This window comes from Priestia sp. 53B2, from assembly GCF_056099005.1.
This window is the reverse complement of record NZ_JBLZXA010000030.1, coordinates 179673-206615: the sequence shown is the minus strand read 5'-3', so window position 1 is coordinate 206615 and position 26943 is coordinate 179673. Positions and strand designations below refer to the sequence as shown.

Sequence of the window (26943 nt, the reverse complement as noted above, 5' to 3'; positions counted from 1 at the left end):
CAAAAAATTTACATCCTTTATAAATCTTTTCTGCTATACTATTTTTGAACAGTTGCTAGATTTATAGCGATGATAACTTACTTGAAAGGTGAATGGTAGATGAAAAAGAACAAAAGTAGTAAAACGAAAAAAATCCTATCCACATCACTGGCACTTTCTCTATTATCTATGCCTCTTTTAACTACACAGGTAGGAGCGGAAGAACGTCATTCTGGACAAAGCTCACAGCAAAGCAAGCATCAAGGCCATAATAAAAAAGATGCGCTTGTGAACATACGCCTGATGGAAACAACCGATGTTCATACGAATCTATTAAACTATGATTATTTCAAAGATGCCTCTTACGAGAAAGTGGGTTTAGCCAAAACCGCTACCTTAATCAAAAACGCTCGAAAAGAAGTAAAAAACAGCTTATTAGTAGATAACGGAGACCTCATTCAAGGAACGCCTCTAGGCACGTATAAAGCTAAGATTGACCCGCTGAAAAAAGGCGAAGTTCATCCTGTATTTAAAGCAATGAATCAGCTGGATTATGATATTGCAACACTTGGAAATCATGAGTTCAACTATGGGTTAGACTTCTTAACAGAAGCGTATAACGACGCGAACTTTCCTTACATAAATGCTAATGTCTACGTTGATGATCATGACAACAACCCGAAAAACGATAAAAATAAATTTACGCCGTATAAAATTATGAATAAAAAAGTCGTCGATGAAAATGGAAAGAAACGAACGATTAAAGTTGGTTCCATTGGCTTTGTTCCTCCTCAAATTAACGATTGGGATAAAGCAAACCTTGATGGAAAAGTCATTACAAAAGGCATTGTGGAAACAGCCAACAAATACATTCCAGAAATGAAGAAAAAAGGTGCGGACGTAGTTGTTGCAATGGCTCACTCTGGGTTTAGCGGCAACAAGCAAAACACGGAAGATGTGATTTACTCATTAAGTGAAGTAAAAGGCATTGACGCTATTACGTTTTCACACACGCATAAAGTCTTCCCTGCTAAAACGGAAGCTTCGCTAGACGGTTTGTTCCTCGGAGCAGATAAAAAGCCTCTTCCTGGAGTTGATAATGCAAAAGGAACGATCAACGGCGTTCCGGCTGTTCAAGCAGGTTACGGCGGAGGGTCACTTGGTTTAATTGACTTAACGTTAAAAGAAGAAAAAGGAAAATGGAAAGTGGTAAGCTCTCAATCGTCCACACGTGAAACGTATAAAGACGTAAAAGACGCGTCAGGGAAAACGGTTACGCAAAGTACGGTAGAACCGGATAAAGGTGTTGTTAAAGCAGTTCAAAAAGATCACGATGCAACGGTCAAATATGTGAATACACCAATCGGTAAAACGACCGATGATATTCACAGCTACTTTTCTCTTGTAAAAGATGACCCCTCTATTCAAGTTGTGACAAACGCACAAAAAGATTACGTAGAAAAATATGTTTCTCAAAACAAGCCGGAATACAAAGACCTTCCAATTTTATCAGTCGGAGCACCTTTTAAAGCAGGAAGAAACGGCGTTGATGAATATACGGAAATTAAAAAAGGGGATTTAACGATCCGAAGCGCTGGCGACCTGTATCTATATGACAACACATTAAAAGCGGTTAAAGTAAAAGGTTCTGTTGTAAAAGACTGGATTGATATGTCTGCGGGTAAGTTTAATCAAATTACACCGAACAAAACAGAAGAGCAGGAATTATTAAACCCAAGCTTCCCTGTTTATAACTTCGACGTTATTGATGGCGTTCAATACCAAATCGACGTCACAAAACCAGCAAAATACGATGTGAATGGAAACGTGATTCACGGAGATTCAAGCCGCGTTGTTAACTTAACGTATAACGGCAAGCCGGTTGATCCGAACCAAGAGTTTATCGTTGTGACAAATAACTACCGAGCTGGCGGAGGCGGAAACTTCCCTGGTCTAAAAGGAAGCGAGCTTGTGGTGGATTCAGCGGATGAAAACCGTCAAATTCTAATGGACTACATCACCGAGCAAAAAGAAATTACGCCAACAGCTGACGATAACTGGTCCATTGCACCGATTAACGGAACGGCTAACGTGACGTTCACAAGCTCACCGCGCGGAGAAAGCTATTTAACTGAAGGAAGCAACATTACGTATACAAATAAAACGGATGACAAAGGATTCGGCATTTACAAAATTAATTTAAACGGCGAATCAAAAGATAATTCAAAGGTTCAGCTTTTAGGCATGAACGACCTGCACGGTCAGCTCGATACAGATACAAAAATCAATTCAAATGGCCAAGCGCTTTTAGCTGGAAATATGAAATATACAGCAGCAGCTATTCGTAAACAAGAAGCTGAAAATCCGAATACGCTTTTAGTTCATGCTGGAGATATGATTGGCGGAAGCCCGTTAGTTTCAGCGTTGTTTCAAGATGAGCCAACGGTTGAAGTGATGGAATCACTTGAATTTGATGTAGGTACGCTTGGAAATCATGAGTTTGATGAAGGCATTGCTGAGCTTCACCGTATGATTGAAGGCGGAGACCATCCAAAAGGAACAAAAGGATACGACGGCATGAATTTCCCGGTTGTAGCGGCAAATGCTTATGACACTTCAACTAATAAATTAATTACGGAGCCTTACGCAATAAAAGAAGTAGGCGGCAAGAAAATCGGATTCATCGGCGTTGTGACACAAGAAACGCCAAGCATGATTGTTCGTAAAGGAAATGAAAACTTAAAAATTACGGACGAAGCAGAAGCGATTGATAAATATACGGTAGAGCTGAAAAAGCAAGGTATCAAAGCCATTGTCGTACTTGCTCATAATCCATCTAATCAAAATGGAACTTCTACCGAGTTTGATGCAGCAGATATTGCTAAAAAAGTTGACGATGAAGTTGACGTTATCTTTTCAGCTCACAATCACGTATACAACAACAAAGTAGTAGATAACAAACTAATTGTTCAAGCTTATTCATACGGCTCAGCGTTTTCTGACGTAGACGTTGAAATTGATAATATGGGTGACATCGTGAAAAAGGATGCAAAAATTGTGACGGTATATCAAAAAGACTATACGCCAGATTCTGAAGTTTCAAGCATTATGAAAAAGTATGAAGACTTAGCAGCACCTATTAAAGCAGAAGTGGTTGGGAATTCATCTAGCACTCTAGCAAAAGGCTATCCTTCTAGCGGGCCAACAGGCGATATCGCGCTTGGAAACTTAATTGCTGACGGTATGAAAGCAGAAATGAAAGCCGACTTTGCTTTAATGAATGGCGGAGGGGTTCGTTCACAGCTTGATGCTGGCGACGTGACATATGGTGATTTGTTTGCGATTCAGCCGTTTGGCAACGTCTTAAATAAAGTAAAGCTAAGCGGAGCGGATTTAGAAACTGTGTTAAACAATCAAATTACATCATCCGGACTGGATTTCCATATTGCAGGCTTTAACTATACGTGGGATGGAAGCACGAATAAAGTAGTCGATATCACGCTTCCAGATGGAAGTAAAATTGACAAAGAAAAAGAATATACAGTAGTAGTCAATAATTATATGTACGGAAATGAAAAATACGGTATTGGCGCACTTTCTTCAGATATGGAAGTGGGACCAGAAGATTTACAGGCAACCGTAAACTATATTAAAACACTTAACAGCCCGTTTGAATACACAACTGAAGGCCGTATTCGAAACGTGGCGGCTGCTAAAACAGCTGAACAGCAAGAACCTACTTTAAAAATAGCTCAATAAGCCAAAAAGACTGTCTCATAACTCGGGTTTCCGGTTTAGAGACAGTCTTTTTTTAGTAGATTATTTTCACTTTCAAACTTTAAATCAATTAATTTACGCCATAACAGACAGCTTAATTTTTGAAACAATCACCAAATTGTGGTATTCTTTCCATGGAAAGAAGGTTTACGTAAACGTTAAAAGTGGTATAAAAATTTCACTATTTTTTCATTTATCTGCGCTATGATATAGAGCTATATAGAACCTAAAAAAGAATGTGTTCGTTACAGTAAAGGAGTAAATATAAGTGGCTATTAATCTACAAAAAGGTCAAAAAATTGATTTAACAAAAGGAAGAGAAGGCCTATCTTCTATTACAGTTGGATTAGGATGGGATCCTGTAAAAAAACGCAGCTTTTTTGGTTTCGGAGGAAACGGACCAAGTATCGACTGTGATGCATCTGTTCTTATGCTCAATTCGAACGATAAGCTTGTAAGTAACTCAGCCGTTGTGTATTTTGGAAATCGTCACAGTAACTGCGGAAGCGTTAAGCATTCAGGCGATAACCTTACCGGAGCAGGTGAAGGAGACGATGAACAAATTTTTGTTGATTTAAAAAAGGTTCCTGGAAACGTACATAAACTTGTGTTTGTGGTCAACATCTATCAGTGTGTTGAGCGAAACCAAGATTTCGGTATGATTAAAAATGCGTTTATTCGCGTTATAGACAGCGCTAAAAACGAAGAGCTTGTCTACTTTAATCTATCTGAAGACCATTCAGGAGCAACCGCTCTATTTGCAGGTGAAATTTACCGAGATGGGAATGAATGGAATTTTTTAGCAGCTGGAGATGCAACGAGAGATACTGGATTAGGAGAAATTGCAAATAAATATACAAAATAAACAACTTGAAAAGAGGGAAACGAAATGGCTATTAATCTTTCAAAAGGACAAAAAGTAGATTTAACAAAAACGAATCCAGGATTAACAAACGTAGTAGTAGGTCTTGGATGGGATGTAAATAAGTATGACGGTGGAAACGATTTTGATTTAGATTCATCTGTCTTTTTATTAAACAGCGCAGGAAAATGCGCTTCAGAATCTGATTTTATTTTTTACAATAATACGACGGGTGCAAACGGAGCGGTTGAGCATACCGGAGATAACCGTACAGGCGTAGGTGAAGGAGACGATGAGCAGGTTCAAGTAGATTTGAAAAATGTGCCTCAATCTATTGAACGTATCGCGTTTACCATTACGATTCATGAAGCGGCAGCGCGTGGTCAAAACTTTGGCCAAGTAAGCAATGCCTACGTTCGTATTTTAAATGCAACAAATAACGAAGAGTTAATTCGCTATGATTTAGGTGAAGATTTCTCGATTGAAACAGCTGTTGTGGTAGGCGAGCTGTACCGACACGGTGGAGAATGGAAGTTCAATGCTATTGGCAGCGGTTATCAAGGCGGCTTAGCGGCACTTGTCAACGACTTTGGTTTAAACGCCTAATCATTAAAGTAAGAAAACGTACGGAGGATGTTTTTATGTCAATTTCTTTATCAAAAGGTCAGCGCATTGACCTAACGAAAACCAACCCAGGATTAACAAAAGTAATAGTAGGTCTTGGATGGGATACAAACAAATATGCTGGATCTCAGGATTTCGATTTAGATGCATGTGCATTTTTAGCCAATAAATCAAGTCAGGTTGTAAATGACGAGGAGTTTGTTTTTTACAACAATTTAAAAAGTCCAAATGGAGCTGTGGAGCATACTGGTGACAACCGTACGGGTGCAGGAGATGGAGACGATGAGCAAATAGCCGTTGATTTTTCTCTTCTTCCTGACCACGTTGAAAAAATCGGAATTAGCGTCACAATTCACGACGCAGATGCTCGCGGACAAAACTTTGGACAAGTATCCAACGCGTTTGTTCGTCTGATTGACGCTGAAACAAATGAAGAAGTACTGCGATATGATTTAGGTGAAGATTTTTCAATTGAAACAGCTGTTGTTGTATGCGAGCTATACAAGCACGGAAACGACTGGAAGTTTAATGCCATTGGCAGCGGATTTTCCGGTGGCTTGGCCGACCTTTGCCGCAACTACGGATTATCCGTATAAAAAAGGCATGGAATAAATGAAAAAGAAAGGGTGCTTTAACGAGTACCCTTTCTTTTTAGCATGTATATGTCTGAAAAGAAAGGAGCTGTCAGGCGTGAGTAAACTAATTGATCCTCATATCATTAATCTTAACAAGCAAAATGGAACTTCTCTTTTTTCTAAAGATGTTTCTCTGCGAGGTGACTTTATACAAAATGAGCAGCAAACTTCCTATAAACAAGTGGCAGGAAGGTATTTAGGCACCCATCTTGATGCGGACGAGTACGCAGCTTTTCTTTATGAACTTGCACATTCATCATCATCGATCCTTGTCCTGCACGATAAGCTTGATAAGTCCATTTCAAATGATAGATTAAAAGAAGTACAAACGATTCTTAAAATTAATCAAGAAGAACGCGGCCTTTCTGTCAATCGACTGTTTGCTTTTTTAGAAGGAAAAAAGCTGATCGTGAAGTCAGAAAATCCCGCTATACATAGAAGAGTACGTGAAAAATTTATTGAAACGTTAACGTGTTTTAAAGAACAGCATGCAGAGGGCTTTATGGACGGACATTTTCAACGCGTATTAATCGATTTAATAAAGTGGCAGTGGAATCATGTGAAATCTTGGATGGTCGATAAAGCATTTCCTGAGCACGCGCCTCGCATCATGTGGTACGGAGAGGCGAATAAAAGCGAGCAGTATTTTCTCTATTATTTAATTTTACTAGGTTTTGACGTCCTTACCTTTCATCCAGAGGGAGAGGATAATTTAAAAGAAGTAGATAAGAATCAACATTTAACAACGGTTTATACGTTTCCTTCTACTAGCTCGTTTTTTCCTTTTCCAACGGATAAACCGGTTCGAAAAGGTACGGTAGCATTTAGAGCTTCTCAAGAAATTGAGCAAGTGCTTCATTCAGAGGAGTCCATGCTGTATAAACCGTGGCAATTTCGTTCGTATTTTCCAACTTCAGTTACTCTTAAAACAACGTATGATGAGATTTTTTTATTAATGAGAGAACGGGCGTTTATTCGTCCTAATTTTGAAGTGTCAAAGCCATATCTACACGTGCCGGTCCTGTTTTCAAAAGTACTTGGGATTTCTAAAAACCGAAAAGAGTACTGGAGTAAAGTGCATGAGCTCATCCAAACAGAAAATGAGCTAGCTCTGACTGTTGATTCTGTTCCTTTTGCCAAAAAAATAGAAGGAAATAATCACTTTCACTACCAAGGCGCTCTCGGAAGTGATGGGACGCTCAGTCCTGATAAAATGATTGAAAGCAACTGGTGGCGCTATAAAGAACTGCCTATCGGGCTTCAGCAAGGGCTAGCTGCAGCCATTTCCAGATACTGTGCACATTCAAAGCTCCTTCGGTTGGATCATGAAGATGCGTATCAGCATCAAATGTACTTATTTAATCAGTCTTTGAAGCTTCCAAACAACGTGCTTCGCATGCTTCAAAAATTTGATTATACGCAGCACGTTCCTCGGGTAATTATTTATCACGGAAATGAACATGAAACGTTTACGCGTGAAGATGCAGCTTTACTGCTTCTATTAAATGAATTTGGCGTTGATATTGTTCTTTTTAATCCGACCGGTCAAATAGATATAGAAGCGTTTGTCGAAGAAAAATATTTCGATATACATTGGCTAGAAGATATTAGCTTTAATGAAGAATTCAAAGAGCCGTCGCTTATTCAAAAATGGTTAAAACGAATCTTTTAAAGAAAGAAGGGTTTTTAAATGGCAACAAACGAATTACAGCCTTTAGATTTAAACCTAGCCGAAGAAGTTTTAGAAACAAAGCCTAATGAAGTAAAAGCAAAACTGCGAGAAGAGCCGGAAGTACGTCGCTTAGCAGAACAAATTGATTATAAAAATCAGCTGGCTCTACTTGAGTATGGGAAAGAAACAGCCAATGAAATTTCCTCGTTTTCGGGAAAAGTGCTTAGTACAATTAAATCGTCTAGCATGGAAGAGTCAAGTCAATTATTAAAGCAGCTTGGAAAGATTATGGATAAATTTGACGCAAAGGATTTTGTTGAAGATAAAGGGTTTTTCTCTAAGCTTTTTAAACGCGGTCAAAAAATAGTGGATAAGCTGTTTCAAAAATATGAAACGATGGGCTCTGAAATTGATAAAGTATATGTTGAAATTACAAAATATGAAACTGAAATGAAGCACTCAACCACGACGCTTGAGCAGCTTTACGAGCAAAACTATCAGTATTATATGGAGCTTGAAAAATACATTGTAGCGGGCGAAATGAAAGTAGAAGAGTTAAAACAAGAGCTAAAGGTGCTTGAAGAAAGAGCGTCGAGTGGAAATCAGCTGGCGGCAATGGAGCTTCAAACCTTAAAAAATGCGGTTGAGCTGATGGAGCAGCGATTATATGATTTAGAAGTGGCAAAACAAGTATCTTATCAATCCGCTCCTCAAATCCGTATGCTGCAGCGAGGAAATACAAAGCTGATCGGCAAAATCAATTCTGCGTTTATTACAACGATTCCTATTTTTAAAAATGGACTTATTAACGCAATTGCAGCAAAACGTCAAAATTTAGTAGCGGAGTCTATGAATGAATTAGACAAACGCACAAATGAGCTGCTCATTCGAAATGCAGAAAATATTTCACAGCAAAGCGTTAAAATTGCCAAAATGTCGGGTGCGCCCAGCGTAAAAGTAGAAACGATGGAACAAACGTGGAATATTATTATGAAAGGAATGCAGGAAACAAAAGCAATTGAAGAGGAAAATAAACGCCTTCGTGAAGAAGGACTTGTTCGCTTGGAGCAATTTCAAGAAAACTTCAAGGCGCTTGAACATAAGATGTAACGAAAAAGCGGGAATCGTAAAGATTCCCGCTTTTTTTTGCATATACGTTTGCTAGAAGTCTGAACCATAAGCGATTAGTGAAAAGCGGGAAAGGGTATGAGATATAAAAGAAGTATTATCCAAAATAAGATAGTTATTTCCAGAAAGCGTTTGTACACTTTTATGCTTTTTTTCGAATTTGTTTAAACAATCTTTTATAATTTAAGTTAAAAACTTAAAAAAATTAATCTTTTTAAGTTTTTTAGTGGTTTTTAGTTTTTCTTTGCGCTACAATTAGCTCATATTAAAGTAAAAAAGGAGGGTATTTCAATGTATCAAGAACAGCGCATGAGTGCGATTGTTGAATACCTTCATACACACCGTACGATTACGTTAGACGAAATTTGCGATATGTTTACTGTTTCAAAAGATACGGCGAGGCGTGATTTAGTCAAGCTTGAAGAAAACGGCGAGGTTATGAGAGTTAAAGGCGGAGCGACGCTATCGTCAAGTCATATCATTGATTACAGTGAGCGAACGCCTACCAAAGCCAAAGAACAAATTGCTAAAGAAGCAGCTTCGTTAATGTCGGAGGGGTATGACGTGCTTTTAGATACGTCTTCTACCATCGCACTGATGGCGAAGTATATGGATGTAAAGCATGTAACCGTTATTACAAATTCCATTGATAATGTGGATTTGCTCGATCAATATACGACGTGTGATACGTTTTTGCTGCCGGGCAAGTTTAACGGGAAAAACCGTAACGTCACCGGGCCAAGAACGATTTCTACGTTGCAGGAATACAAAGTAGATCAGCTGTTTTTAGGTACGTGCGGCGTTGGTGCAGATGGTATTACATCTCCAAGTGAAGAAGAAGCGTTTTTAAAAAGACAGATGATTCAATGCGCAAGACAAGTTATTATGCTTGCGGATCATACAAAGTTTGAACGTGAATTTTTACATCGAGTATGTGATATGAGCGACATTGATATTCTAATTACAAATAAAGCGCCAGAAGCGGATGTAAAAGAAAAAATAGAACAAAATCAAGTGCGGCTTATCGTAACAGATTTTGATAAAGGAGAGGAAACACAATGAAGAAAATAAAAGTAGGATTAGTAGGATACGGATTTTCAGCAACGGTCTTTCACACGCCGCTTTTAAGCGTGTTAGAAGAATTTCATATTTCAAAGGTAATGAGTTCAAATCCTGAAAAAGTAAAGAGTGACTTAGAGGATGTTGAAGTAGTGAGCACTCTATCTGAACTTCTAGAAGATGACAGCATTGATTTAGTTATTATTACAACGCCTAGCGGCATGCACTATGAAATGGTGAAAGACGCACTACGCGCAGGCAAGCATGTAATTGTTGAAAAGCCGATGGTCGTATCAGAAAAAGAAGCAAATGAATTAATTCAATTAGCAAAAGAACAAGATGTTCAACTAAGCGTCTATCATAACCGCAGATGGGATAATGATTATTTGACGGTGAAACAGCTGATTGAAGAAGGGAAATTAGGCGACGTTAAAATGTATGAAGCGCATTTTGACCGCTATCGTCCGGCTGTTCGAGACCGCTGGAGAGAAAATGAAGGACCTGGATCAGGAGCGCTTTACGATTTAGGCTCTCATTTAATAGACCAAGCCTTACACCTTTTTGGAATGCCTGAATTTGTTCAAGCTGATGTATTTGGTCAGCGAGATCATGCACGTACGGATGATTACTTCCACGTAGTGCTTGGATACGGTTCTCTTCGCGTTATTTTACATTCAAGTGCCATTGTGCCAAGCAACGGGCCGCGCTTTCAAGTTCACGGAACAAAAGCAAGCTATATTAAATACGGCATTGACGGCCAAGAAGATATGCTAAGAGCCGGCAAGAAGCCTGTGGACGATACGTGGGGAGCCGACAGCCCTGAACACTACGGTAAGCTGACAACGGGCGAAGGCGAAACGAAAGAAATTGAAACGCTGCACGGTTCTTATGTGACGTATTATCAAAAAATAGCCGACAGCCTGCTTCGAGGAGAAGAGCTTCCGGTTTCAGCAGAAGAAGCTCGTGACGTAGTTAAAGTTATCGAAGCGGCATTTGAAAGCAGCAAAGAAAAACGAGCGGTTTATTTTAACTAAGGAGCGAGAAACAGTGAGTAATCATTTGGTAGAGGCGCTGCTTGAAAAAGTAGTTCAACAGGAAAAAGAACTGATCTTTCATCAATTTACAAATGACCAGGCGTTACAGATCGGAACAGCACTTATTAAAGAAGCAAAAAATAAGGGAAAAGCCGTTACAGTAAACATTAAACGAAATGGTCAAACTCTCTTTCATCATGCAATGGAAGGGGCCATTCCCGACCATGAAGAATGGATTAAACGAAAATCAAATACCGTTCTTCGCCACCATCACAGCTCGTATTATATGAAGCTGTACTGTGAGTTAAAAGATCGTTCTTACGCGCAGTTTTATGCAGCGAATCCTCAGGAATTCGAAGCGGTAGGAGGGGCATTTCCAATTTCGGTCAAAAACGTCGGCGTAATTGGAACCATTACCGTATCAGGCATGTCGCAAGAAGAAGATCATGCACTTGTGACCGATACGATTCGCAGCTTTTTGCAATGAAAATAAGCGGACTTCGTTGGAAGTCCGCTTATTTAATTAAAAGATGAGTGGCGATAAGGCGTGTGTTTTTTCTACATAAATAAAAGCATCATATCGTTTTGACAAGCGAGAAGGAACATAATTTCCGTATTGTTCAATCTCTGGGTCGTAGACAACACCAATGGCGCGGTGGCCTATCGTTGAATGAAAAAATGTTCGGTTTTCCTCTGTGAACATGAGGTATTGATCAAAAGCACCTGCTCGGTGAATGGCATCTTCCCAGCTTCCTTCTATAGCTGGAGGAACGGTTAATTCCTGATGAGGATTACCCCAGCTATCAGAAGCAATGACCGTGCCGTGATGAGTTCCGAATCCGACGGCGTAAACATGCTTCTGTCCGTATTCTTCACGGGTAAGCTGACCTACATTCACCATGCCGCTGCTTTTCATGTCCGTTGCTCTTGCATCTCCGATGTGAGTGTTATGCTCCCATACAATTCCTTTAGCGCTATCTTTGTAGTAAGCTTGAATATATTTTAAAGCTTCTACCATATGACGATCGCGAATATTCCACGATTCATTGTCGTTGGTAATCATCGTATGATAATAAGCTTCAGCATTGCTTGCTACCAGCGCATTTACCTGCATACTAAGCGCCGCCTCAGGCTCATGAGTATAGGTATCTTTTTTTTGCTGAATGGTTTGTAAAAGCTCTAAGATTTCTACCATGCAGTTTTTTCCGTAAAGGGCAGAAGAAATTCCGTACATCTGTGCTTCGCGATGAAAAGGTTCAAAGCATTCAAAGGCTTTTTTCGCTTTCTTTGCATCGGAAGCGTGGTTGTTTTCTAAGTACTCAATAATAGCTTCCATCGATTCCCACAGGCTGTATACATCTAAGCCGTAAAAACCTACTTTCGGCTGATGTGCTGGCAAGTTGTTGTTATAATCACGAAGCCATTCAATCAATTCTTTTATTTCTTGATTGGCCCACATCCATGAAGGCCAGCGGCTAAAAGATTTTAAGACATCTTCGGCATTCGCGTACTGAGTTGTATATCCTTTAATATAGCGATTAACTTCAAAACACGAAGGCCAGTCTCCTTCCACTGCTATAAAGGAAAAATCATGATGATGAATTAATTCTTTCGTAATAGCTGCTCGAATTTCGTAAAATTCAGATGTGCCGTGAGATGCTTCTCCGAGAAGTACGTATTGAGCGCGGCTTGCTGTGTTAATAAGCGGCAGTAAGTCATCGACATCAGCAAAAGGCATAGAATGTTTTTTAATGGCTTCTATCATTTGAATGGTTTTTAGCATATGATCACCTTATTTTTAAGAAATGGATAGCAAGAGCTTCGTACAACAAGTCTTGCTACCAGTTAACGGGTTCTTATTTTTATGAATTACCTGCTAAAGTGCTTAATGGCAGAATCATTTAAAGAAAAATCTTCTTTAGTAAGCGCCGTTTGATTCTGTGTTTCGCATTCTTTAGTAGGGTGCTCTTCTTTTTTAGAAACAGCAGAAAGTCCTGTGTTGTTGTCATATCGATTGTTTGTTGACATTATTGTTCACCTCTTATATCTAGTGTTTGAAGTACAGAAAATAAAATAAGAAGAAATATCAGGAATACCTTAAAAAGAAGTGTACCCTTTAAATTATTTGAACTCATGCAAGAAATTGTCTACACTAAACACTGATACATAAATCAAGTGAGGAGAACGTGGAAAGTTTATGAAGTTGATTTCGTGGAACGTAAATGGCATTCGCGCGTGTGTGCGAAAAGGATTTTTAGATTATTTTCAAGAAGTGACTGCAGATGTATTTTGTATTCAAGAAACGAAGCTGCAGGAAGGACAAATTGATTTGCAGCTAGAAGGATATTATCAGCACTGGAATTACGCTGTAAAAAAAGGCTATTCCGGAACGGCTGTTTTTACAAAGCAGAAGCCTTTATCCGTTTCATACGGTGTGGATAAAGAATCGGAAGACGAAGGACGTATCATTACGCTTGAATTTGAACAATGCTATGTAGTAAATGTGTATACGCCAAATTCTAAAAGAGATTTAGCAAGGCTTGAAGAAAGGCTTCAATGGGAAGATAATCTGCTCGTGTACTTAAACAAATTAAATAGCCGTAAATCGGTGATTTTGTGCGGAGACTTAAACGTAGCCCACGAAGAAATTGACTTGCGTAATCCAAAGCCAAACCGAGGCAATTCTGGTTTTACAATAGAAGAGCGAGGGAAAATGACGACGCTTCTTGCTAGCGGATTTCTTGATACATTTCGTTATCTATATCCGAATCGAGAAGGCGCCTATACGTGGTGGTCGTATATGAACAAAGTGCGAGAACGAAATATCGGATGGCGCATTGATTACTTTATCGTATCAGAGAGAATGAAAGACGTTATTCAAGAAGCTGCTATTCATCCGCATGTAATGGGAAGCGACCACTGTCCTGTGATGCTAGAATTAAATGTACCCCATCTATGATTTCTTTCTATATAATAGAAGAAAAACGGAAAAAAGGTTGGTTCATGCGAACGGTTGCGGTATAGTAAACATATCAAAAAGTACAGAATGTTTTATGAGATAAAGGGGGAGACAGAGGTGAAGCGAGACTCGCTGCAAACCATTGAGCACGAAATTGCGCTGCTTGTTCGTCTAACAACGACGCACAGTCCGAAGCTTGGAAGCTTGGACCGGTCTGAATATTTACTGTTAAGCGAGCTAGATCAGCGCAGTCCGCTCGGGATTAATGCATTAGCTGAAAATTTAAAGCTGAGCTTATCTACAGCTAGCCGGCAAGTATCTGCGCTTGAAACCAAACAGTTTGTTCGCCGCTTTCCAAGTCCAGAAAACGGACGGATTAGTTTAATTGAAATGACGGATTCAGGAAAAGATATTTTGCAGCATGTACAAAACAAGCGTAAACAAGCCTATGCTGAAGTATTGGAAGACTGGTCGGAAGAAGAGATTTCAGCACTGGAAAAAAGCTTATCCCGCTTGAATCTCGATTTTAAAAAATGGCGCAGTAATGGATGTTAAAGCGAATACATATAGATGAACAAAAAGGCTATTGAAAAATAGTCTTTTTAAGTTGAAACAAAGAAGTTGATTTCTTCTTTAAAAGATGTATAATATGTAGTGCTGCTATAACTTGCATGATACAACTTGTACAATAAAATATGTAAGGAATTGTTAGTCATATGAAAAGAATTTAATAAAAGGAGGAATAAATATGAGTCAGAATAATCCAGCAGTAGCCTCCGACAAACAAGGTTTAAGCGTACCTAAATACTTGATTATGGCGATTTTAACGCTATTTTCAATTGGCCCTCAGTATTTTTTGAATTTATCTTACACGGTCAATCAAGTATTGATTCAAAATCGATTTGATGCGAGTACACAAAGCTTACTATTGCCATCTATTATTTCTAACTTGGCATTTGGACTTGGGGTACCGATTGGTCCGATGCTCACGAAAAAATATGGCGTGCGTAAAGCATACTTAACGTTCGTTTTAGTCTTTTTAGCAGGTTCGATTATCAACGTTTTTTCCGAAAACGTTGCGTTTTTATCCCTTGGTCGTCTGATTCAAGGCTTAAGTTCAGGAATGCTGTTTTTAACCATTATTCCAGCTGCGCTGATCTCGTTTCCGAATAAAATCCGAAACTTCTTTTTAGTGTTAGCGATCGGCGGACTGTTCGGTTCAACGGCGATTGGAGCCTTTTTAGGTGCTGTATCTCTTAGTATGGATAATTGGCGCTGGGTTTTTGTTTTAGGAATACTTGCTTCTCTTGTCTGTCTGTTTATCGGATATAAGGTATTGCCTGCTCATGATCCAACTCAGCAAGAAGATCGTCCAGTGGACAAGAAAAGTATCTTTATCCTTAGTCTTATTATGATTTTATTAGTGTATCCACTGTATGAACTAAGATATGAAGGATTCGCTTCTATTCAAGTGTGGCCGTTCTTATTGGCTGCAGCAGGATTAGTTATCATTTTTGTGTTAGTTGATTTAGCGGCTGAAAATCCGTTAGTACCATTAAAATCACTGCTAGCCGTAAAACCAGTTGCAGGTACAATTATGGCAATTGGCGGTCATATGGCGTATATTCTAGCCATTGCAGGTATTAATGGCGTCATGCAAAATGTGCAAAATGCATCGTACACCACGCTTTCTTATTTTTATTTATACTTTTTTGTTGGAGTACTGATTTCAGCATTTGCAACGACATTCTTGTATGACAAATTTGGTCCAGGTTATCTTGGAGCGATTGGATCCCTTCTGATTGTCAGTGTAGGATTTAGCTGGGTAAACGTATCAGCCGATACATCACTAGTGAGCTTGTATGTTCACATTATGCTCTTTGGTATGGGTGTTAGTATGGCACTGGTATCTGGTGCGCTAGGAGCGGCACTAGCCGGAGATTTACATCAAGCTTCGATGCGTTCCATTTCACTGCACTCCATTCGAAATTTATTAGGAGCGATTGTAGCACCTGTGATTGGGTGGTTTGTTGTTCGACAAAACGCGATTTATTATGAAGATTTTCGAGGTCAAATTAGCTCAGTAGATCCTCAGGTGAAGCTGCAGCTGTCTGAAATAATCAAACGCTATATGGGTATGGGAATGAGCCAAGCGGACGCAAAAACATCGGCTGTGACGGCTGTTGTAGCAAGCGCTAAAAAAGCGTCGATTTTACATGCGTATCACAACTTATTTTTCATGCTTGGTATTTTAGGCGTAATCATGCTCATTGCTTCACTAAGTAAAGCGTGGAGCGGTCAAAATAGAATTCTTGTTCAAAAAGAAGAGGTGCAAGAAAAAGCTGAGCCGCAAGAAGAAAGAAAAATGCTGCCGGCGCCTCACACAGAAGAAACATCTGTATAATATACTAACTATAGAAAGAAGGAATTCCGATGAATAAAAGTCGTTTATTGGTTACTAACATTGTTGGAATCATTGTGATTTTATTACTAGTAGGTTTTGGTGGATATTATTTCTACGAAAAAGCAAATTATGTTAAAACCGATGAAGCGCAGGTAGAAGCACCGCTTTCACAAGTTATGGCTTCAGCTAACGGTCAGTTAAGCGAATGGAATGTAAAAGAAGGAGATAGCGTTTCTCAAGGTGACTCTGTTGGAAGCTTAAAAGAAGGCGACAAATCAACAGACGTAACGTCTATGATCGACGGAACAATCATTAAAAACAACGCATCTCAAAATCAATTAGTAAAAGCCGGCGATGTATTAGCACAAACAGCTGATTTATCTAAAATCTATATCAATGCAAACATTAAAGAAACAGACCTAGGTGATATCGAAGAAGGAGACAGCGTCGATATTACAGTGGACGGAGACTCAGGTAAAGTTTTTAAAGGCCATGTTGAAGCAATCGGCCGCGCAACAAACTCAGTGTCTTCTATGCTTCCTGCTCAAAATACAGGAAACTACACAAAAGTAACGCAAAAAGTACCGGTGAAAATTTCAATTGATGATGCATCAGATAAAGTTCTTCCAGGTATGAACGCGGAAGTGAAAATTTCAATTTAATAACGGAAAAAAAGCTGCTTCCTTTAAGGGAACGGCTTTTTTTATGCCTAAACAAATAAAATAAAAAATGTGCTAAAAAGGGGATGTATACAAAGGAAATGTGTGGTAAGATACTTCTTGTTTGAAATTGGATATCGGTAAAGAAGGTGATGGGATGACCGCGGTCGAAACAAAAAAAGGGCCAAAAGAAAAGCTGAATTTGTTTTTCTTAACGTGGCCGATCTTTTTAGAAGTGTTTCTTTTTATGTTAATGGGGATTGCTGATACCTTTATGCTAAGTGCGCTGTCGGACGATGCCGTATCAGGAGTCGGAGCAGCCAATCAATACCTTCACATTGCGATTTTGGTGTTAGAGGTCATTGGCAACGGAGCGGCAATTGTTGTCTCTCAGTATTTAGGATCAAAACGGTATATGGAAGCGTCAAAGATTTCTGCTTTGGCCGTTACGTTAAATTTAGGAGTCGGGCTAGTCATTAGCGCGGGTTTTCTTTTGTTTTCAAGGCATATGATGGAAGCGATGAACTTACAAGGTGACGTGCTGATGTATGCACAAAGCTATTTATCCATCGTCGGAGGAGCTATTTTTCTTCAAGCGATTATTAATTCTCTTGCAGCGATTATTCGCGTACACGGCTTTACGAAGCAGGCGATGTTTGTTTCACTTGGAATGAACATTTTTCATATTGCAGGAAACTATGCTTTAATCTTCGGGAAGTTCGGCTTTCCCGAAATGGGCGTGCAAGGAGCAGCGATTTCATCTGCGTTCAGCCGATTTGTTGCGCTGATTGTGTTCTTTTGGCTGCTGTATCAAGTGATGGAATATAGAGTGAAATTTCAGTACTACATTACGCTTTCAAAAGAATATATCGGTAAAATTTTAAAAATCGGTATTCCGTCTGCGTTTGAACAAGTGATGTATCAAGGCTGTCAAATTGTCTTTTTATACTATGCAACCTACCTAGGAGCAGAATCACTTGCTGCGAGACAGTACGCGATGAACATTTCGATGTTCATTTACTTGTTTGCCATTGCGATTGGAATGGGCACAGCAATTATTGTCGGCCGTTTAGTAGGCGGAAACGAAAAAGATGAGGCGTACCATCGCGTATGGAAAAGCGTCAAATGGGCCAGTGCCGTAACGATGATGATGGTTGTTCTTGTGATGACATTCAGAACACAGCTGATCAGCGTTTTTACAGACAATCCGCATATTATTGAGCTTGGGGCGACGGTGCTGCTGCTGAGCATTGTGCTTGAAACGGGAAGAACGATGAATATTGTGCTGATTAACTCACTGCGGGCAGCGGGTGATGCCAAATATCCGGTGTTAATTGGTGCGATGTCGATGGTCATGATGAGCTTGCCGCTTGGCTATTTCTTTGTTTTCCATTTAGACATGGGGCTCGCTGGCATTTGGCTTGCCATCGCAGCCGATGAATGGACGCGCGCAGTTATTATGTTTTTCCGCTGGAAAAGCCGAGCGTGGGAAAACTACGGACTTGTGCAGCACGAACAAACAGCTGAAGAACCAACGCCGGTTCAAGTATAAAACAAAACCTCTGCAGAATGTGCAGAGGTTTTTTGCTGTGTAAAAAAACGAAGTGAAGTTGGTTTTTTTACGCAAAAAGCTTTAATTTGTGGGAAAAAACGGGTACGGGTACAAAGGAATGGTTTTATTCTACTTATTCTTTGTTTTAGATAACGGTATATGGTTGGATAACGTATTTAGACATGAGTCTTTTTTCTCTTATTTTTCATTTTTATCTCAATTCATGAAACTAGAAGCATAAAAAAGAGAGTTTTTTCCTATTTAGCTATAATGAGACAAATTTTATACTTATAATTATTGGATTAAACTCGAAATGTGCGGAACAGGAGGAACGATATGGGGTTAGGAAGCGTATTAGACGGACTGCTGGGTGAAGTATCTGGAAGAGTCTCAGATGTAGAAGCGGAAATTTCTAAGCTAAGAACGGCTAAAAGTAAAATTGAGCATGAACAAGCTGTTTCATTAAAAGAAATTGAACACATCAAAAAGCCTGAGCTGGGAGACAAATGGACGGGTACGTTATCGGATGATTTTGACGAAAAACGTACGGCAGCCTACGACAACATAAAAGGCATTTTAGACGGTGATTACGATGGATACATTCGTGAAATTGAAACAAAGATATGGGCGCTAGAAGCTGAAAAAGGAGCTTTGAGTGGCTTGAACGCGGCTATTGGAGAAGCGGATTCTTTATTAGCTAAAGGTGAAGAAGCCTATGACGCAGTAGAAAACAAGATTAGTGAAATTAGAAGGGGGCTGTTTTCATGACAATTAAGCTTGATCACGCTGACGTTATCAAAAAGCTTGAAGCAGTCAGCACAGCGATTGGAAATTTATCCATTAGCAAAATGCCTGACCTTGGAAAAAACAGCCTTGATACTACAGAGAAATGGGAAGCGCGCGAAGAAGAAATTCAAACGCTTATTTCTACTTATATAAAAGCACTAAACAAAAACGTAAAAGATACAAAATCTAATGTAGACTTACTAAAAGAACAAGACGAATCTATTATCCATTCGTAGCAGCAAAGGGGGATGACTGTGGGAAAGGTATACGATGCAAAAGCGCTGTTTGATGTAGCAAAAGACAGGGAAAAAGCCTACGATGAGTTACTCAGCCAGCTGGGTGAACTGAAAAAAGCGCTGCAGGGCGTAGCGGACTTAGAAGGCAGCTTAGAAGGAAAAGGCGCTGATAATATAAAATCTTTTTATAAGCAGCACGCCGATACGGCCGGACAGTGGGAAAACTTAATTAAAATGCAGCAAAGCTATTTTTCAACGCTTCACGTTAAAGCTGAAAAAGCAAAGCTATCAGGAAGCACGATTGTAAATGAATCATTTTTAGAAACGGAGCTAAAAAACGCCAACAGCAATGCTAAAGAAATGGTTGCGCAGCAGCACGACGATCTGCAGAGTATTTTAAACAGCATTGACGACATCGTCTCTATTTCAGCGTTTTCAACGAGTGAGTTTAACGATAAAATAGAAGAAGCAGAGAAAAAACGCACCGATACAATTGAGGCAGTGAACCAGCTTGACGCTGAATGGTCAAAAGAATACAGCGAAATGGACGATTTCTATGCGGTAGTGGATACGCTAGTAAGCGGCTTAGAGCTTGCTACGAGTCAAGGAGGAAGTGTCTATCAGCTTGCCTTTGACGAAAAAGCCTATCACGACAGCGAGCTGTATAAAGTTCAAACAAAGTTAAACGACTATGCAACTTCATATGTTGACTACAACAAGCAGCAAGAAGAAGTATACGAACTGGAAAAAAAGCAAGAAGAAGAAGCAAACAAGCCGTGGTATGAAAAAACGTGGGACGCGGTTTCTACCTTTACAGGAGAGGTCAGCGGATATTATGATTATAAACGAGCAGCGGAAGGCGTGGATCCTGTTACGGGTGAAAAACTTTCCACCTCACAGCGCGTCGCAGCGGGAGCCATGGCAGCAGCCGGCTTCATTCCGGTTGTCGGCTGGGTAGGAAGAGCCGCAAAAGGCGGAAAAGCCATCTACAAAACGGCTAAAGGCCTAAGCGCAGCGGATCACGCCCTAGACGCTTACAAATCCCCCAAATCCTTCAAAGTCCTGGAGCAAACCGAAAAAGGCCTCTACGGTCTTGTGGCTGCAAACGGGCTAGGCGAATACATGACCGGACGCGACATGTTCGGGAATAAAATCAGTGAAGAGCAGCGTAAAGCAAGTCTTCTGCAAGCCTTAGGAATTGCTGGAGCTGGGGCGCTTTCTACGAAGGTAGCGGGGAAAATGGGACAAAGCCTTGCGACCAAAGGAACCGAAAAGCTCAACAACATGCGCAACACGCTTCGCACAAGCGCCGTTGCCAACGTCACAAAGCAAGCCTACCAAAGCGTCAAAAATGCACCGGCCTCCTGGACACAGTCGCTACATAAAACGTATAACAACATCCTAGACAGCAGTATGCCAAGACTCATGCCAGATCTTGTGCCGGCTGGTCCAGCACTTGCCCAGCAGACCGTAAGGGAGACCTTGCAGAATGTGAAGCAGCAGACGATGCAGATGATTGGTAAGGTGACCTACGATCCTGTTCATAATCGCTATCGCAGAGCTGATGGAAGGTTTATATCCAAGCGTGATGTGGAGAAGCTGGGTGATTCGGTTAAGGTAGAGACGGTTCGGAGAGTTGATAAGCCTGTAAAAGTAGAGCGTGTGAGTGAGCCTCAAATCTCAAAGGCTACAAGCCAACGTATTCCTAGGTCTAGTGGATCTAAAAGGTTAATTGCATCAGGAGAACATTTTACAAATGGGAGAAGAAATAGGTTAAAGCCCGACGTTAGGTATAAAACGGGAGAGCATGACTACTTTTACGAAACAGATAGCATGGGTAGAATTGTAAAATTCGAAACAGAAAATTTACAGTTAACAACAAGAACCGAGAGGTTATCACATAGTAAAAACACACCAGGTAAAATAAAAGGCCAAGACCACGCAGGACATTTGGCAGCAGATAGGTTTGGTGGTTCACCTAAAATCGATAATTTGGTTTCGCAGTTGTCTGATGTAAATTTAATTGAATATAAGAAAATTGAAGAGGAATGGGCCACAGCTTTGAAGAAAAACCCTCCCCAAAAAGTAACAGTTGATGTTGAAGTTATTTATGCGGAAAACGATATGCGCCCAGATAAATTTGTAGTGAGGTATACTATTGATGGTGACCTCGTTTCTAAAACGATTAAAAATGAACCTAAGGAGTAAAAAATGCGATGAAAGAATTTGAAGATTTATTTAGTGAATTGCAGGCAGATATGATTTCCATCTGTATGGAATATGTTGAGGACAGAGCAGACAAAGTTTATGTGTATGCTTCGTGTGAAGGAAATATTATTTCAAGTAAGTTCTTTTATCTCATCAACAATCAGTACGTAAAATCTCATCAAGTGAACGATGCATTGGAGGATGGAGAGGAAAGGTATGATGCATCCCCGCAAAGAGGATTTATGGTATTAGATATTTTAAATGAAGACATTGAAAAAATCGAAGCGTTGTGTGAAGAATATAAGCGAGACATGCCGACAGAGATGAAATTAATTTATGATGTGAAGAGTGGTCATTTTAAAGCTGAATATAATTACGAGTTGATTTACACAAATGATGATAGTAAAACATCTAATTATATTGCTAATGAATGGTATGAAGAAGTGAAAAATAATAAGCTTTAATTTAGTATGGATGTGTGAGTTTAGTAGAATTCAGTTTGATTTAAACCAGTAAATCATCATGTTTTAGATTCCCTCGAAGTTTTTCAGATATATAGTTATAGGTGCAGAAGAAAGTGACGAGGTTCATAAAAGTGCAAGTATCTCCATGAAAAATACGGAGGGTACTTGCATTTTTTTATGTGAGATTGTGAAATGAATTAACACAATATCTGATCACGCTTTGCACAAGCGCCGTTGCCAACGTCACAAAGCAAGCCTACCAAAGCGTCAAAAACGCACCGGCCTCTTGGACACAGTCGCTACATAAAACGTATAACAACATCCTAGACAGCAGTATGCCAAGACTCGGGCCAGAACTAGCACCAGCAGGTCCGGCATTTGCCCAGCAGACGGTGAGGGAGACCTTGCAGAATGTGAAGCAGCAGACGATGCAGATGGTAGCGAAGGTGAAATATTATCCGGATCGCAAAAGCTACCGTGGACTTGGCGGCAGATTTATGTCCGAGAGGGATGTTAAAAAGCTGGGTGACGAGGTTGAGGTTGAGACGGTTTGTAAGGTTGACGAACCTGTAAAAGCAGAGTGGGTGAGTGGACGTTAAATTCAAAAGGGTACGGGTGAAGTCAAGCATTTAGATAATATACCTAGAACAAAAGAAATTGAAGTGAAATTTAAATACAAAACTAAATTCGATTCAGAAGAATTTGCAAGACAGTTAAAGGATCAAGAAAAAGGTATGAATGAATTAACCGTACATGAATACCAGGAAAATCGAGAGCGATTTAATGATAAAGGTAGAGCGAAAGAAGGAAATGCAGCTCAAAAAATTGCTCGACAAAAAGCTTATGCACAAAAGGTAAATGAACTTCAAGGCGAAGGGATAACGTTATCGCAAGCAAAGAAAAAAGCTCAGGAATGGTTAGATACTCAAGCAGCACTTCATAACCCTGACCAGATAGCAGGTGGAAAAGCTGAAATAATAGGGGGAATGGGAGATAAGAGGGTTAATTTCTCTATAGGTAGTCAATGGAGGTCTAGAATCAAAATTGTTGATAAACAAATCGAGGAAATGGCAAACAACATGACAACAGAACAACTAAAAAATACGTATTTGAATGTAAAGTTAACACATTAAAGGAGGAGTTTAGATGGAGCAATATTTAAAAGATTTTAAGTTGCATAGTAAAGTTCCGAGTGAAATCATTGAAAAGTATAAAGAATTAGTACCAAATGAAGTAATAAATTTTTGGAGTAATTATGGATTTGGTACATTTATGCAAGGGTATTTTAAAAGCGTAAATCCAGAGGAATTTATAGAAATCTTGGAGGAGAGTTGTCCAAGATTTAAGGGTTCAATCGTATTGTTTGCTACAGGTATGGGAGACTTGGTTATTTGGTCGGATGGATATGTTGGATTACTTAATTACAGGTATGGTATAGTAAAAATCATTATGTTTACATTTGAATTTTTCTTTCAAAATATTGCTGATTTAGAATTCAGGGATGAAGATTTATCTTGGCAGCCTTATCCCGAAGCGCTTAAACAATACAATGAGTTAGAGTATGATGAGTGCTTTGGTTATACACCTCTATTAGGGTTAGGTGGAGCAGAAAAAGTAGAGAACTTAAAAAAGGTCAAATTGAAGGAACATATTCTTATTATTACTGGTTTTATGGGGCCAGTAGAGGTATAAGGTTCGTTCAAATGAATTAGACTTACTACTTATTTTATATTTTACAAGCAGATATTATAATGAAACACGTTAACACATATATAAATAAATGAAAAACAAAATATATGTGAAGTGGATAGAAAAAATAATAGGGTATTTGAAAATAGATATCCCATGATGGTTGTACCATCATGGAGTAATGTGTGTAATGATAGAATAGAAAACGAAGTACGAGTTTAGGCGAAATGACATTTTACATGGCGGTGAATATAAACACATGGAATGAGCATGAAACTAACGAACTCGTACAAACTTGTAAGTTTTAAAGTAGTAGTTGTCATGACATGTAAAGGGTATCATACTGTTACTACAAAACTTACAAATTTACGCTACTTAAAAAAAGATGAACTTAAAGCACTTGATTGTCACTTATGGCAACGAGTGCTTTTTTACATTTTAACCTAGAAGTATTATTGAGGAATTGTGTAACAATATTTTGTTGGGAAAATAGGTATACTTACTAGGCCGAATGGAATTTTAAATTCTAAAATTATTCGTTACATGGAGCATACCAAAACTTATGACTTATTTTATATAGCTAACTATAAAGAACTTGATTGTCTACAATAGGCAGCAAATGTTTTCTTTTATCTGAGGGTATATAATTTCAAAGAGTTTTTATTTTCAATTATTTCAATGGAAGCTTAGTCTGATTAGCTAAAGGCCTAAGCCTTGCGACCAAAGGAACCGAGAAAAGCTCAACAACATGCGCAACACGCTTCGCACAAGCGCCGTTGCCAACGGCACAAAGCAAGCCTACCAAAGCGTCAAAAACGCACCGGCCTCTTGGACACAGTCGCTACATAAAACGTATAACAACATCCTAGACAGCAGTATGCCAAGACTCGTGCCAGAACTAGCACCAGCAGGTCCGGCATTTGCCCAGCAGACGGTGAGGGAGACCTTGCAGAATGTGAAGCAGCAGACGATGCAGATGGTAACGAAGGTGAAATATGATCCAGTTCATAATCGCTATCGTGGACCTGGCGGAAGATTTATGTCCAAGCGTGATGTGGAGAAGCTGGGTGATTCGGTTAAGGTAGAGACGGTTCGGAAAGTTGATAAGCCTGTAAAAGTAGAGCGTGTGAGTGAGCCTCAAATTCGAAAGAATACTAAGGGTACGGGTAATCGTTTAGCTGGAGAAAGTGAAGTTAAAACATTCGTGGGAAGAGGAGAACAGTATACAAATGGAAGAAAAAATAGATTAAAGCCTAATATAAGATATATAACAGGAGAGTATGACTACTTCTATGAAACAGATAATGCAGGTAGACTTGTGAAATTTGAAACAGAAAATTTACAATTAACAAACAGAGAAGAAAGATTACCACACAGTAAAAATACACCTGGTAAAGTTAAAGGGCAAGATCATGCAGGTCATTTGGCAGGTGATAGATTTGGTGGATCGCCTAAAATTGATAATCTAGTTTCACAGTTATCGGATGTTAATCTAAAACAATATAAAAAGATAGAAGAAGAATGGGCTACAGCCTTAAAAGAGACTCCTCCTAAAGAAGTAAAAGTTAATGTTGAAATTAAATACGAGGGAAATAATAAAAGGCCATCAGAATTTATCGTTGAATATGAGATAGACGGAAGATATGAGGGAATAAATATACTAAACTAGGAGTGAATATATTGGGAAAAGTATTTGAGGATTACTTTAGTGAATTGCAGGCGGATATGGTTTCGATATGTTTAGAGTATGTTTTCGATAGAGCAAATAAAATATATATATATTGTTCTTATGAAGAAGGTCTTATTTCAAATGATTTTTTTTATAATATCAATGGTAAAATTGTCGAGAGACATAAACTTAATGATGCATTGATCAATGTAGAGAATAAAGACGATTTTTCTTATGATACTTCTGTAGTCCGTCAAAAAGCAGTTGTTAAAATAATCAATGAAGATATTAAAGAAATGATTAAATTATGCAAAGAATACAATCGTGAAATGCCAACAGAGATTAAACTGGTTTACGATGTTAAAGCAAATAAATTAACCGCAGATTATAAGTATGAGCTTGTGTATACAATTGATTCTAACGAAACTGCAAGTTCCGTTGCTAGGCGGTGGTTTGAGCAAGTTAAGAGGGAACATATTTAATAATAAAATAGCTTTTTACTTATTAAGAACCCTTGATTGAGTGTCAGTTACTCGTTAAAGGGTTTCTTTTTATAAAAGGCAGTTTCGCTACTGAGAGAAGGCGTAAATTTTGAGGAGGCTCCTAAGGGTACGTTTGAAGTTGCGCAGAAGAGCCCAGCTAGAACCTTTAACAATACGTATGGAGAAAGACTTGCACAAATACCGGTGAATAATGGAAAATAGAATGAAGAACGTGGTGACTCCACATTTGCTTATAAGAATGAGAGGGTCAATGAAACCCTAAGTGGAGTTTTTAAGGCAGGTAAAGTAAAAAAACAAGTAGAGGGTGGCAGCAATGAAGACCATTCAACATAAAATGTTTGGAGAATTAGCCTACTACCATGGTTGGAAGAGGGCTATGAACATTACCTTGTTTGGACATGAAAAGACTGTAACATTAAATATTGAAGCGGAAGATGATGCAGAATTTGAAGATGCACAGGTTAATGCTCATCATACATTTTTTGGTGACAAAAAAACATCTTTTGAACTTGGCAGAGGATGCTATATTTAACTATTATTTAAAAGTTTGCGAAGATTACAGACAGCGGTCGGTGAGAAACTCGCTAATAAGATGGTTCCGGTTATATCCGCAAAGAAAGAGATAGCTACTATTGTTGAACCTAAGCAGCTGATATTTCCCACGATCTTTGATAAAGACGTGAGACAAGTTGGTTTGTTGCTTGAATGCAGGTGGGAGCCTGAGCATGGTCTTGCGGTAAAACTTGAAGATGGAGAAATAGTGGAGGTTAGTTTTTAAGATATTGTTTTATAATTTTGAGGGCTCCCCAGTTCTGAATGAAACCGACGGCTTTTGTGAGATGTTTATCCTTTAGCTACAATTATGATGAGATTCATAGTTCATTAATGTAGTGCCTTTAAGACGTATTAATTTTGCATTTGAATTTTGAGAAAAGCAGTACATAGACATAGCTTGAAGTAATAGGAAAATGGTAAAGCATACTGTGAAGAGAATAACTTAAACTTGATACATATGTTCAGAGATAGTGGTGTCCAACTAAATGA

The 26943-nt window shown here is 39.1% G+C and carries 25 protein-coding genes and 1 pseudogene; 24 read left to right on the top strand and 2 right to left on the bottom strand.

Going from position 1 to position 26943, the window contains the following annotated elements; genetic code table 11:
• Positions 1 to 99: 99 nt before the first annotated feature.
• The 9 genes from ACN6NE_RS25685 to ACN6NE_RS25645 all read left to right on the top strand — a co-directional run bounded on the left by ACN6NE_RS25685 (position 100) and on the right by ACN6NE_RS25645 (position 11257).
• The gene (locus tag ACN6NE_RS25685; protein WP_474328097.1) at positions 100 to 3738 is read left to right on the top strand and encodes a multifunctional 2',3'-cyclic-nucleotide 2'-phosphodiesterase/3'-nucleotidase/5'-nucleotidase; all 3639 of its coding nucleotides are present in this window, start codon (positions 100 to 102) and stop codon (positions 3736 to 3738) included.
• A 286-nt stretch (positions 3739 to 4024) separates the two neighbouring features.
• Positions 4025 to 4621 (top strand): TerD family protein, encoded by a 597-nt coding sequence (locus tag ACN6NE_RS25680; protein WP_474328095.1) that lies wholly within the window; start codon positions 4025 to 4027, stop codon positions 4619 to 4621.
• A gap of 24 nt (positions 4622 to 4645) precedes the next feature.
• Positions 4646 to 5224 carry a TerD family protein gene (locus ACN6NE_RS25675; protein ID WP_474328093.1) on the top strand — a complete coding sequence of 193 codons (579 nt, stop codon included), beginning with the start codon at positions 4646 to 4648 and terminating at the stop codon, positions 5222 to 5224.
• A 35-nt stretch (positions 5225 to 5259) separates the two neighbouring features.
• Positions 5260 to 5838 (top strand): TerD family protein, encoded by a 579-nt coding sequence (locus ACN6NE_RS25670; RefSeq protein ID WP_013057395.1) that lies wholly within the window; start codon positions 5260 to 5262, stop codon positions 5836 to 5838.
• A 94-nt stretch (positions 5839 to 5932) separates the two neighbouring features.
• A complete protein-coding gene (locus ACN6NE_RS25665) occupies positions 5933 to 7549 on the top strand; it encodes a YceG family protein (protein ID WP_474328091.1) in 1617 nt (538 codons plus the stop codon).
• 18 nt (positions 7550 to 7567) lie between these two features.
• Positions 7568 to 8659, top strand: coding sequence for a toxic anion resistance protein (locus ACN6NE_RS25660; protein ID WP_474328089.1), 1092 nt, complete (start codon positions 7568 to 7570; stop codon positions 8657 to 8659).
• 309 nt (positions 8660 to 8968) lie between these two features.
• Entirely contained in the window at positions 8969 to 9739 is a 771-nt protein-coding gene (locus ACN6NE_RS25655; RefSeq protein WP_474328087.1) for a DeoR/GlpR family DNA-binding transcription regulator, read from the top strand.
• Entirely contained in the window at positions 9736 to 10770 is a 1035-nt protein-coding gene (locus ACN6NE_RS25650) for an oxidoreductase (RefSeq protein ID WP_474328085.1), read from the top strand. Before ACN6NE_RS25655 ends, ACN6NE_RS25650 begins: the two co-directional genes overlap by 4 nt.
• Positions 10771 to 10783: 13 nt before the next feature.
• Complete coding sequence (locus ACN6NE_RS25645) at positions 10784 to 11257, top strand: heme-degrading domain-containing protein (protein ID WP_129710039.1); 474 nt, start codon at positions 10784 to 10786, stop codon at positions 11255 to 11257.
• A gap of 36 nt (positions 11258 to 11293) precedes the next feature.
• Here the strand turns inward: ACN6NE_RS25645 and ACN6NE_RS25640 are convergent, their stop codons facing one another.
• Both ACN6NE_RS25640 and ACN6NE_RS25635 read right to left on the bottom strand, forming a co-directional pair.
• Positions 11294 to 12553: an erythromycin esterase family protein gene (locus tag ACN6NE_RS25640; RefSeq protein WP_474328083.1), complete on the bottom strand. Its 1260-nt coding sequence runs from the start codon at positions 12551 to 12553 to the stop codon at positions 11294 to 11296.
• A gap of 86 nt (positions 12554 to 12639) precedes the next feature.
• The gene (locus ACN6NE_RS25635; RefSeq protein WP_165351750.1) at positions 12640 to 12798 is read right to left on the bottom strand and encodes a hypothetical protein; all 159 of its coding nucleotides are present in this window, start codon (positions 12796 to 12798) and stop codon (positions 12640 to 12642) included.
• Between the two features lie 169 nt (positions 12799 to 12967).
• Between ACN6NE_RS25635 and ACN6NE_RS25630 the strand changes: the two genes are divergently transcribed.
• From ACN6NE_RS25630 to ACN6NE_RS25560, 15 genes and pseudogenes are all read left to right on the top strand, one after another.
• The gene (locus tag ACN6NE_RS25630) at positions 12968 to 13729 is read left to right on the top strand and encodes an exodeoxyribonuclease III (protein ID WP_129710035.1); all 762 of its coding nucleotides are present in this window, start codon (positions 12968 to 12970) and stop codon (positions 13727 to 13729) included.
• 117 nt (positions 13730 to 13846) lie between these two features.
• Positions 13847 to 14284: a MarR family winged helix-turn-helix transcriptional regulator gene (locus ACN6NE_RS25625; RefSeq protein ID WP_129710033.1), complete on the top strand. Its 438-nt coding sequence runs from the start codon at positions 13847 to 13849 to the stop codon at positions 14282 to 14284.
• 193 nt (positions 14285 to 14477) lie between these two features.
• Entirely contained in the window at positions 14478 to 16133 is a 1656-nt protein-coding gene (locus tag ACN6NE_RS25620) for an MFS transporter (RefSeq protein WP_474328081.1), read from the top strand.
• A gap of 29 nt (positions 16134 to 16162) precedes the next feature.
• Positions 16163 to 16795, top strand: coding sequence for an HlyD family secretion protein (locus ACN6NE_RS25615; protein WP_474328079.1), 633 nt, complete (start codon positions 16163 to 16165; stop codon positions 16793 to 16795).
• Between the two features lie 154 nt (positions 16796 to 16949).
• The gene (locus ACN6NE_RS25610) at positions 16950 to 18344 is read left to right on the top strand and encodes an MATE family efflux transporter (RefSeq protein WP_034651412.1); all 1395 of its coding nucleotides are present in this window, start codon (positions 16950 to 16952) and stop codon (positions 18342 to 18344) included.
• A 336-nt stretch (positions 18345 to 18680) separates the two neighbouring features.
• On the top strand, positions 18681 to 19112 hold the full coding sequence (locus ACN6NE_RS25605) for a YwqH-like family protein (protein ID WP_129710029.1): 432 nt from the start codon (positions 18681 to 18683) through the stop codon (positions 19110 to 19112).
• Positions 19109 to 19366 (top strand): YwqI/YxiC family protein, encoded by a 258-nt coding sequence (locus ACN6NE_RS25600; protein ID WP_013083474.1) that lies wholly within the window; start codon positions 19109 to 19111, stop codon positions 19364 to 19366. The genes ACN6NE_RS25605 and ACN6NE_RS25600 overlap by 4 nt, the downstream gene beginning before the upstream one ends.
• 18 nt (positions 19367 to 19384) lie before the next feature.
• Positions 19385 to 21574 carry a T7SS effector LXG polymorphic toxin gene (locus ACN6NE_RS25595; RefSeq protein ID WP_474328076.1) on the top strand — a complete coding sequence of 730 codons (2190 nt, stop codon included), beginning with the start codon at positions 19385 to 19387 and terminating at the stop codon, positions 21572 to 21574.
• Between the two features lie 8 nt (positions 21575 to 21582).
• Positions 21583 to 22038, top strand: coding sequence for an immunity protein YezG family protein (locus ACN6NE_RS25590; RefSeq protein WP_129710027.1), 456 nt, complete (start codon positions 21583 to 21585; stop codon positions 22036 to 22038).
• Positions 22039 to 22451: 413 nt separating this feature from the next.
• Positions 22452 to 22637, top strand: a complete 186-nt coding sequence (locus ACN6NE_RS25585) for a hypothetical protein (protein WP_129710025.1) — start codon at positions 22452 to 22454, stop codon at positions 22635 to 22637.
• Positions 22638 to 22700: 63 nt separating this feature from the next.
• Positions 22701 to 23171, top strand: a complete 471-nt coding sequence (locus ACN6NE_RS25580; RefSeq protein WP_129710023.1) for a polymorphic toxin type 15 domain-containing protein — start codon at positions 22701 to 22703, stop codon at positions 23169 to 23171.
• A 13-nt stretch (positions 23172 to 23184) separates the two neighbouring features.
• Positions 23185 to 23730, top strand: coding sequence for a T6SS immunity protein Tdi1 domain-containing protein (locus ACN6NE_RS25575; RefSeq protein ID WP_028413061.1), 546 nt, complete (start codon positions 23185 to 23187; stop codon positions 23728 to 23730).
• Between the two features lie 745 nt (positions 23731 to 24475).
• Positions 24476 to 25396, top strand: coding sequence for a DNA/RNA non-specific endonuclease (locus ACN6NE_RS25570; RefSeq protein ID WP_240702714.1), 921 nt, complete (start codon positions 24476 to 24478; stop codon positions 25394 to 25396).
• Positions 25397 to 25452: 56 nt separating this feature from the next.
• Positions 25453 to 25878 carry a DUF600 domain-containing protein gene (locus tag ACN6NE_RS25565; protein WP_129710640.1) on the top strand — a complete coding sequence of 142 codons (426 nt, stop codon included), beginning with the start codon at positions 25453 to 25455 and terminating at the stop codon, positions 25876 to 25878.
• Positions 25879 to 26212: 334 nt separating this feature from the next.
• Positions 26213 to 26677, top strand: a pseudogene (locus tag ACN6NE_RS25560) (DUF6985 domain-containing protein).
• Positions 26678 to 26943: the final 266 nt, after the last annotated feature.

What these genes read in the sequence shown, in the direction of transcription:
- ACN6NE_RS25650 (WP_474328085.1), top strand. Translation starts at nt 9,736, where the DNA reads ATGAAGAAAATAAAAGTAGGATTAGTAGGATACGGATTTTCAGCAACG.
- ACN6NE_RS25655 (WP_474328087.1), top strand. Translation starts at nt 8,969, where the DNA reads ATGTATCAAGAACAGCGCATGAGTGCGATTGTTGAATACCTTCATACA.
- ACN6NE_RS25660 (WP_474328089.1), top strand. Translation starts at nt 7,568, where the DNA reads ATGGCAACAAACGAATTACAGCCTTTAGATTTAAACCTAGCCGAAGAA.
- ACN6NE_RS25590 (WP_129710027.1), top strand. Translation starts at nt 21,583, where the DNA reads ATGAAAGAATTTGAAGATTTATTTAGTGAATTGCAGGCAGATATGATT.
- ACN6NE_RS25615 (WP_474328079.1), top strand. Translation starts at nt 16,163, where the DNA reads ATGAATAAAAGTCGTTTATTGGTTACTAACATTGTTGGAATCATTGTG.
- ACN6NE_RS25675 (WP_474328093.1), top strand. Translation starts at nt 4,646, where the DNA reads ATGGCTATTAATCTTTCAAAAGGACAAAAAGTAGATTTAACAAAAACG.
- ACN6NE_RS25575 (WP_028413061.1), top strand. Translation starts at nt 23,185, where the DNA reads ATGGAGCAATATTTAAAAGATTTTAAGTTGCATAGTAAAGTTCCGAGT.
- ACN6NE_RS25605 (WP_129710029.1), top strand. Translation starts at nt 18,681, where the DNA reads ATGGGGTTAGGAAGCGTATTAGACGGACTGCTGGGTGAAGTATCTGGA.
- ACN6NE_RS25630 (WP_129710035.1), top strand. Translation starts at nt 12,968, where the DNA reads ATGAAGTTGATTTCGTGGAACGTAAATGGCATTCGCGCGTGTGTGCGA.
- ACN6NE_RS25685 (WP_474328097.1), top strand. Translation starts at nt 100, where the DNA reads ATGAAAAAGAACAAAAGTAGTAAAACGAAAAAAATCCTATCCACATCA.
- ACN6NE_RS25670 (WP_013057395.1), top strand. Translation starts at nt 5,260, where the DNA reads ATGTCAATTTCTTTATCAAAAGGTCAGCGCATTGACCTAACGAAAACC.
- ACN6NE_RS25565 (WP_129710640.1), top strand. Translation starts at nt 25,453, where the DNA reads ATGGTTTCGATATGTTTAGAGTATGTTTTCGATAGAGCAAATAAAATA.
- ACN6NE_RS25570 (WP_240702714.1), top strand. Translation starts at nt 24,476, where the DNA reads ATGCGCAACACGCTTCGCACAAGCGCCGTTGCCAACGGCACAAAGCAA.
- ACN6NE_RS25635 (WP_165351750.1), bottom strand. Translation starts at nt 12,798, where the DNA reads ATGTCAACAAACAATCGATATGACAACAACACAGGACTTTCTGCTGTT.
- ACN6NE_RS25600 (WP_013083474.1), top strand. Translation starts at nt 19,109, where the DNA reads ATGACAATTAAGCTTGATCACGCTGACGTTATCAAAAAGCTTGAAGCA.
- ACN6NE_RS25620 (WP_474328081.1), top strand. Translation starts at nt 14,478, where the DNA reads ATGAGTCAGAATAATCCAGCAGTAGCCTCCGACAAACAAGGTTTAAGC.
- ACN6NE_RS25610 (WP_034651412.1), top strand. Translation starts at nt 16,950, where the DNA reads ATGACCGCGGTCGAAACAAAAAAAGGGCCAAAAGAAAAGCTGAATTTG.
- ACN6NE_RS25640 (WP_474328083.1), bottom strand. Translation starts at nt 12,553, where the DNA reads ATGCTAAAAACCATTCAAATGATAGAAGCCATTAAAAAACATTCTATG.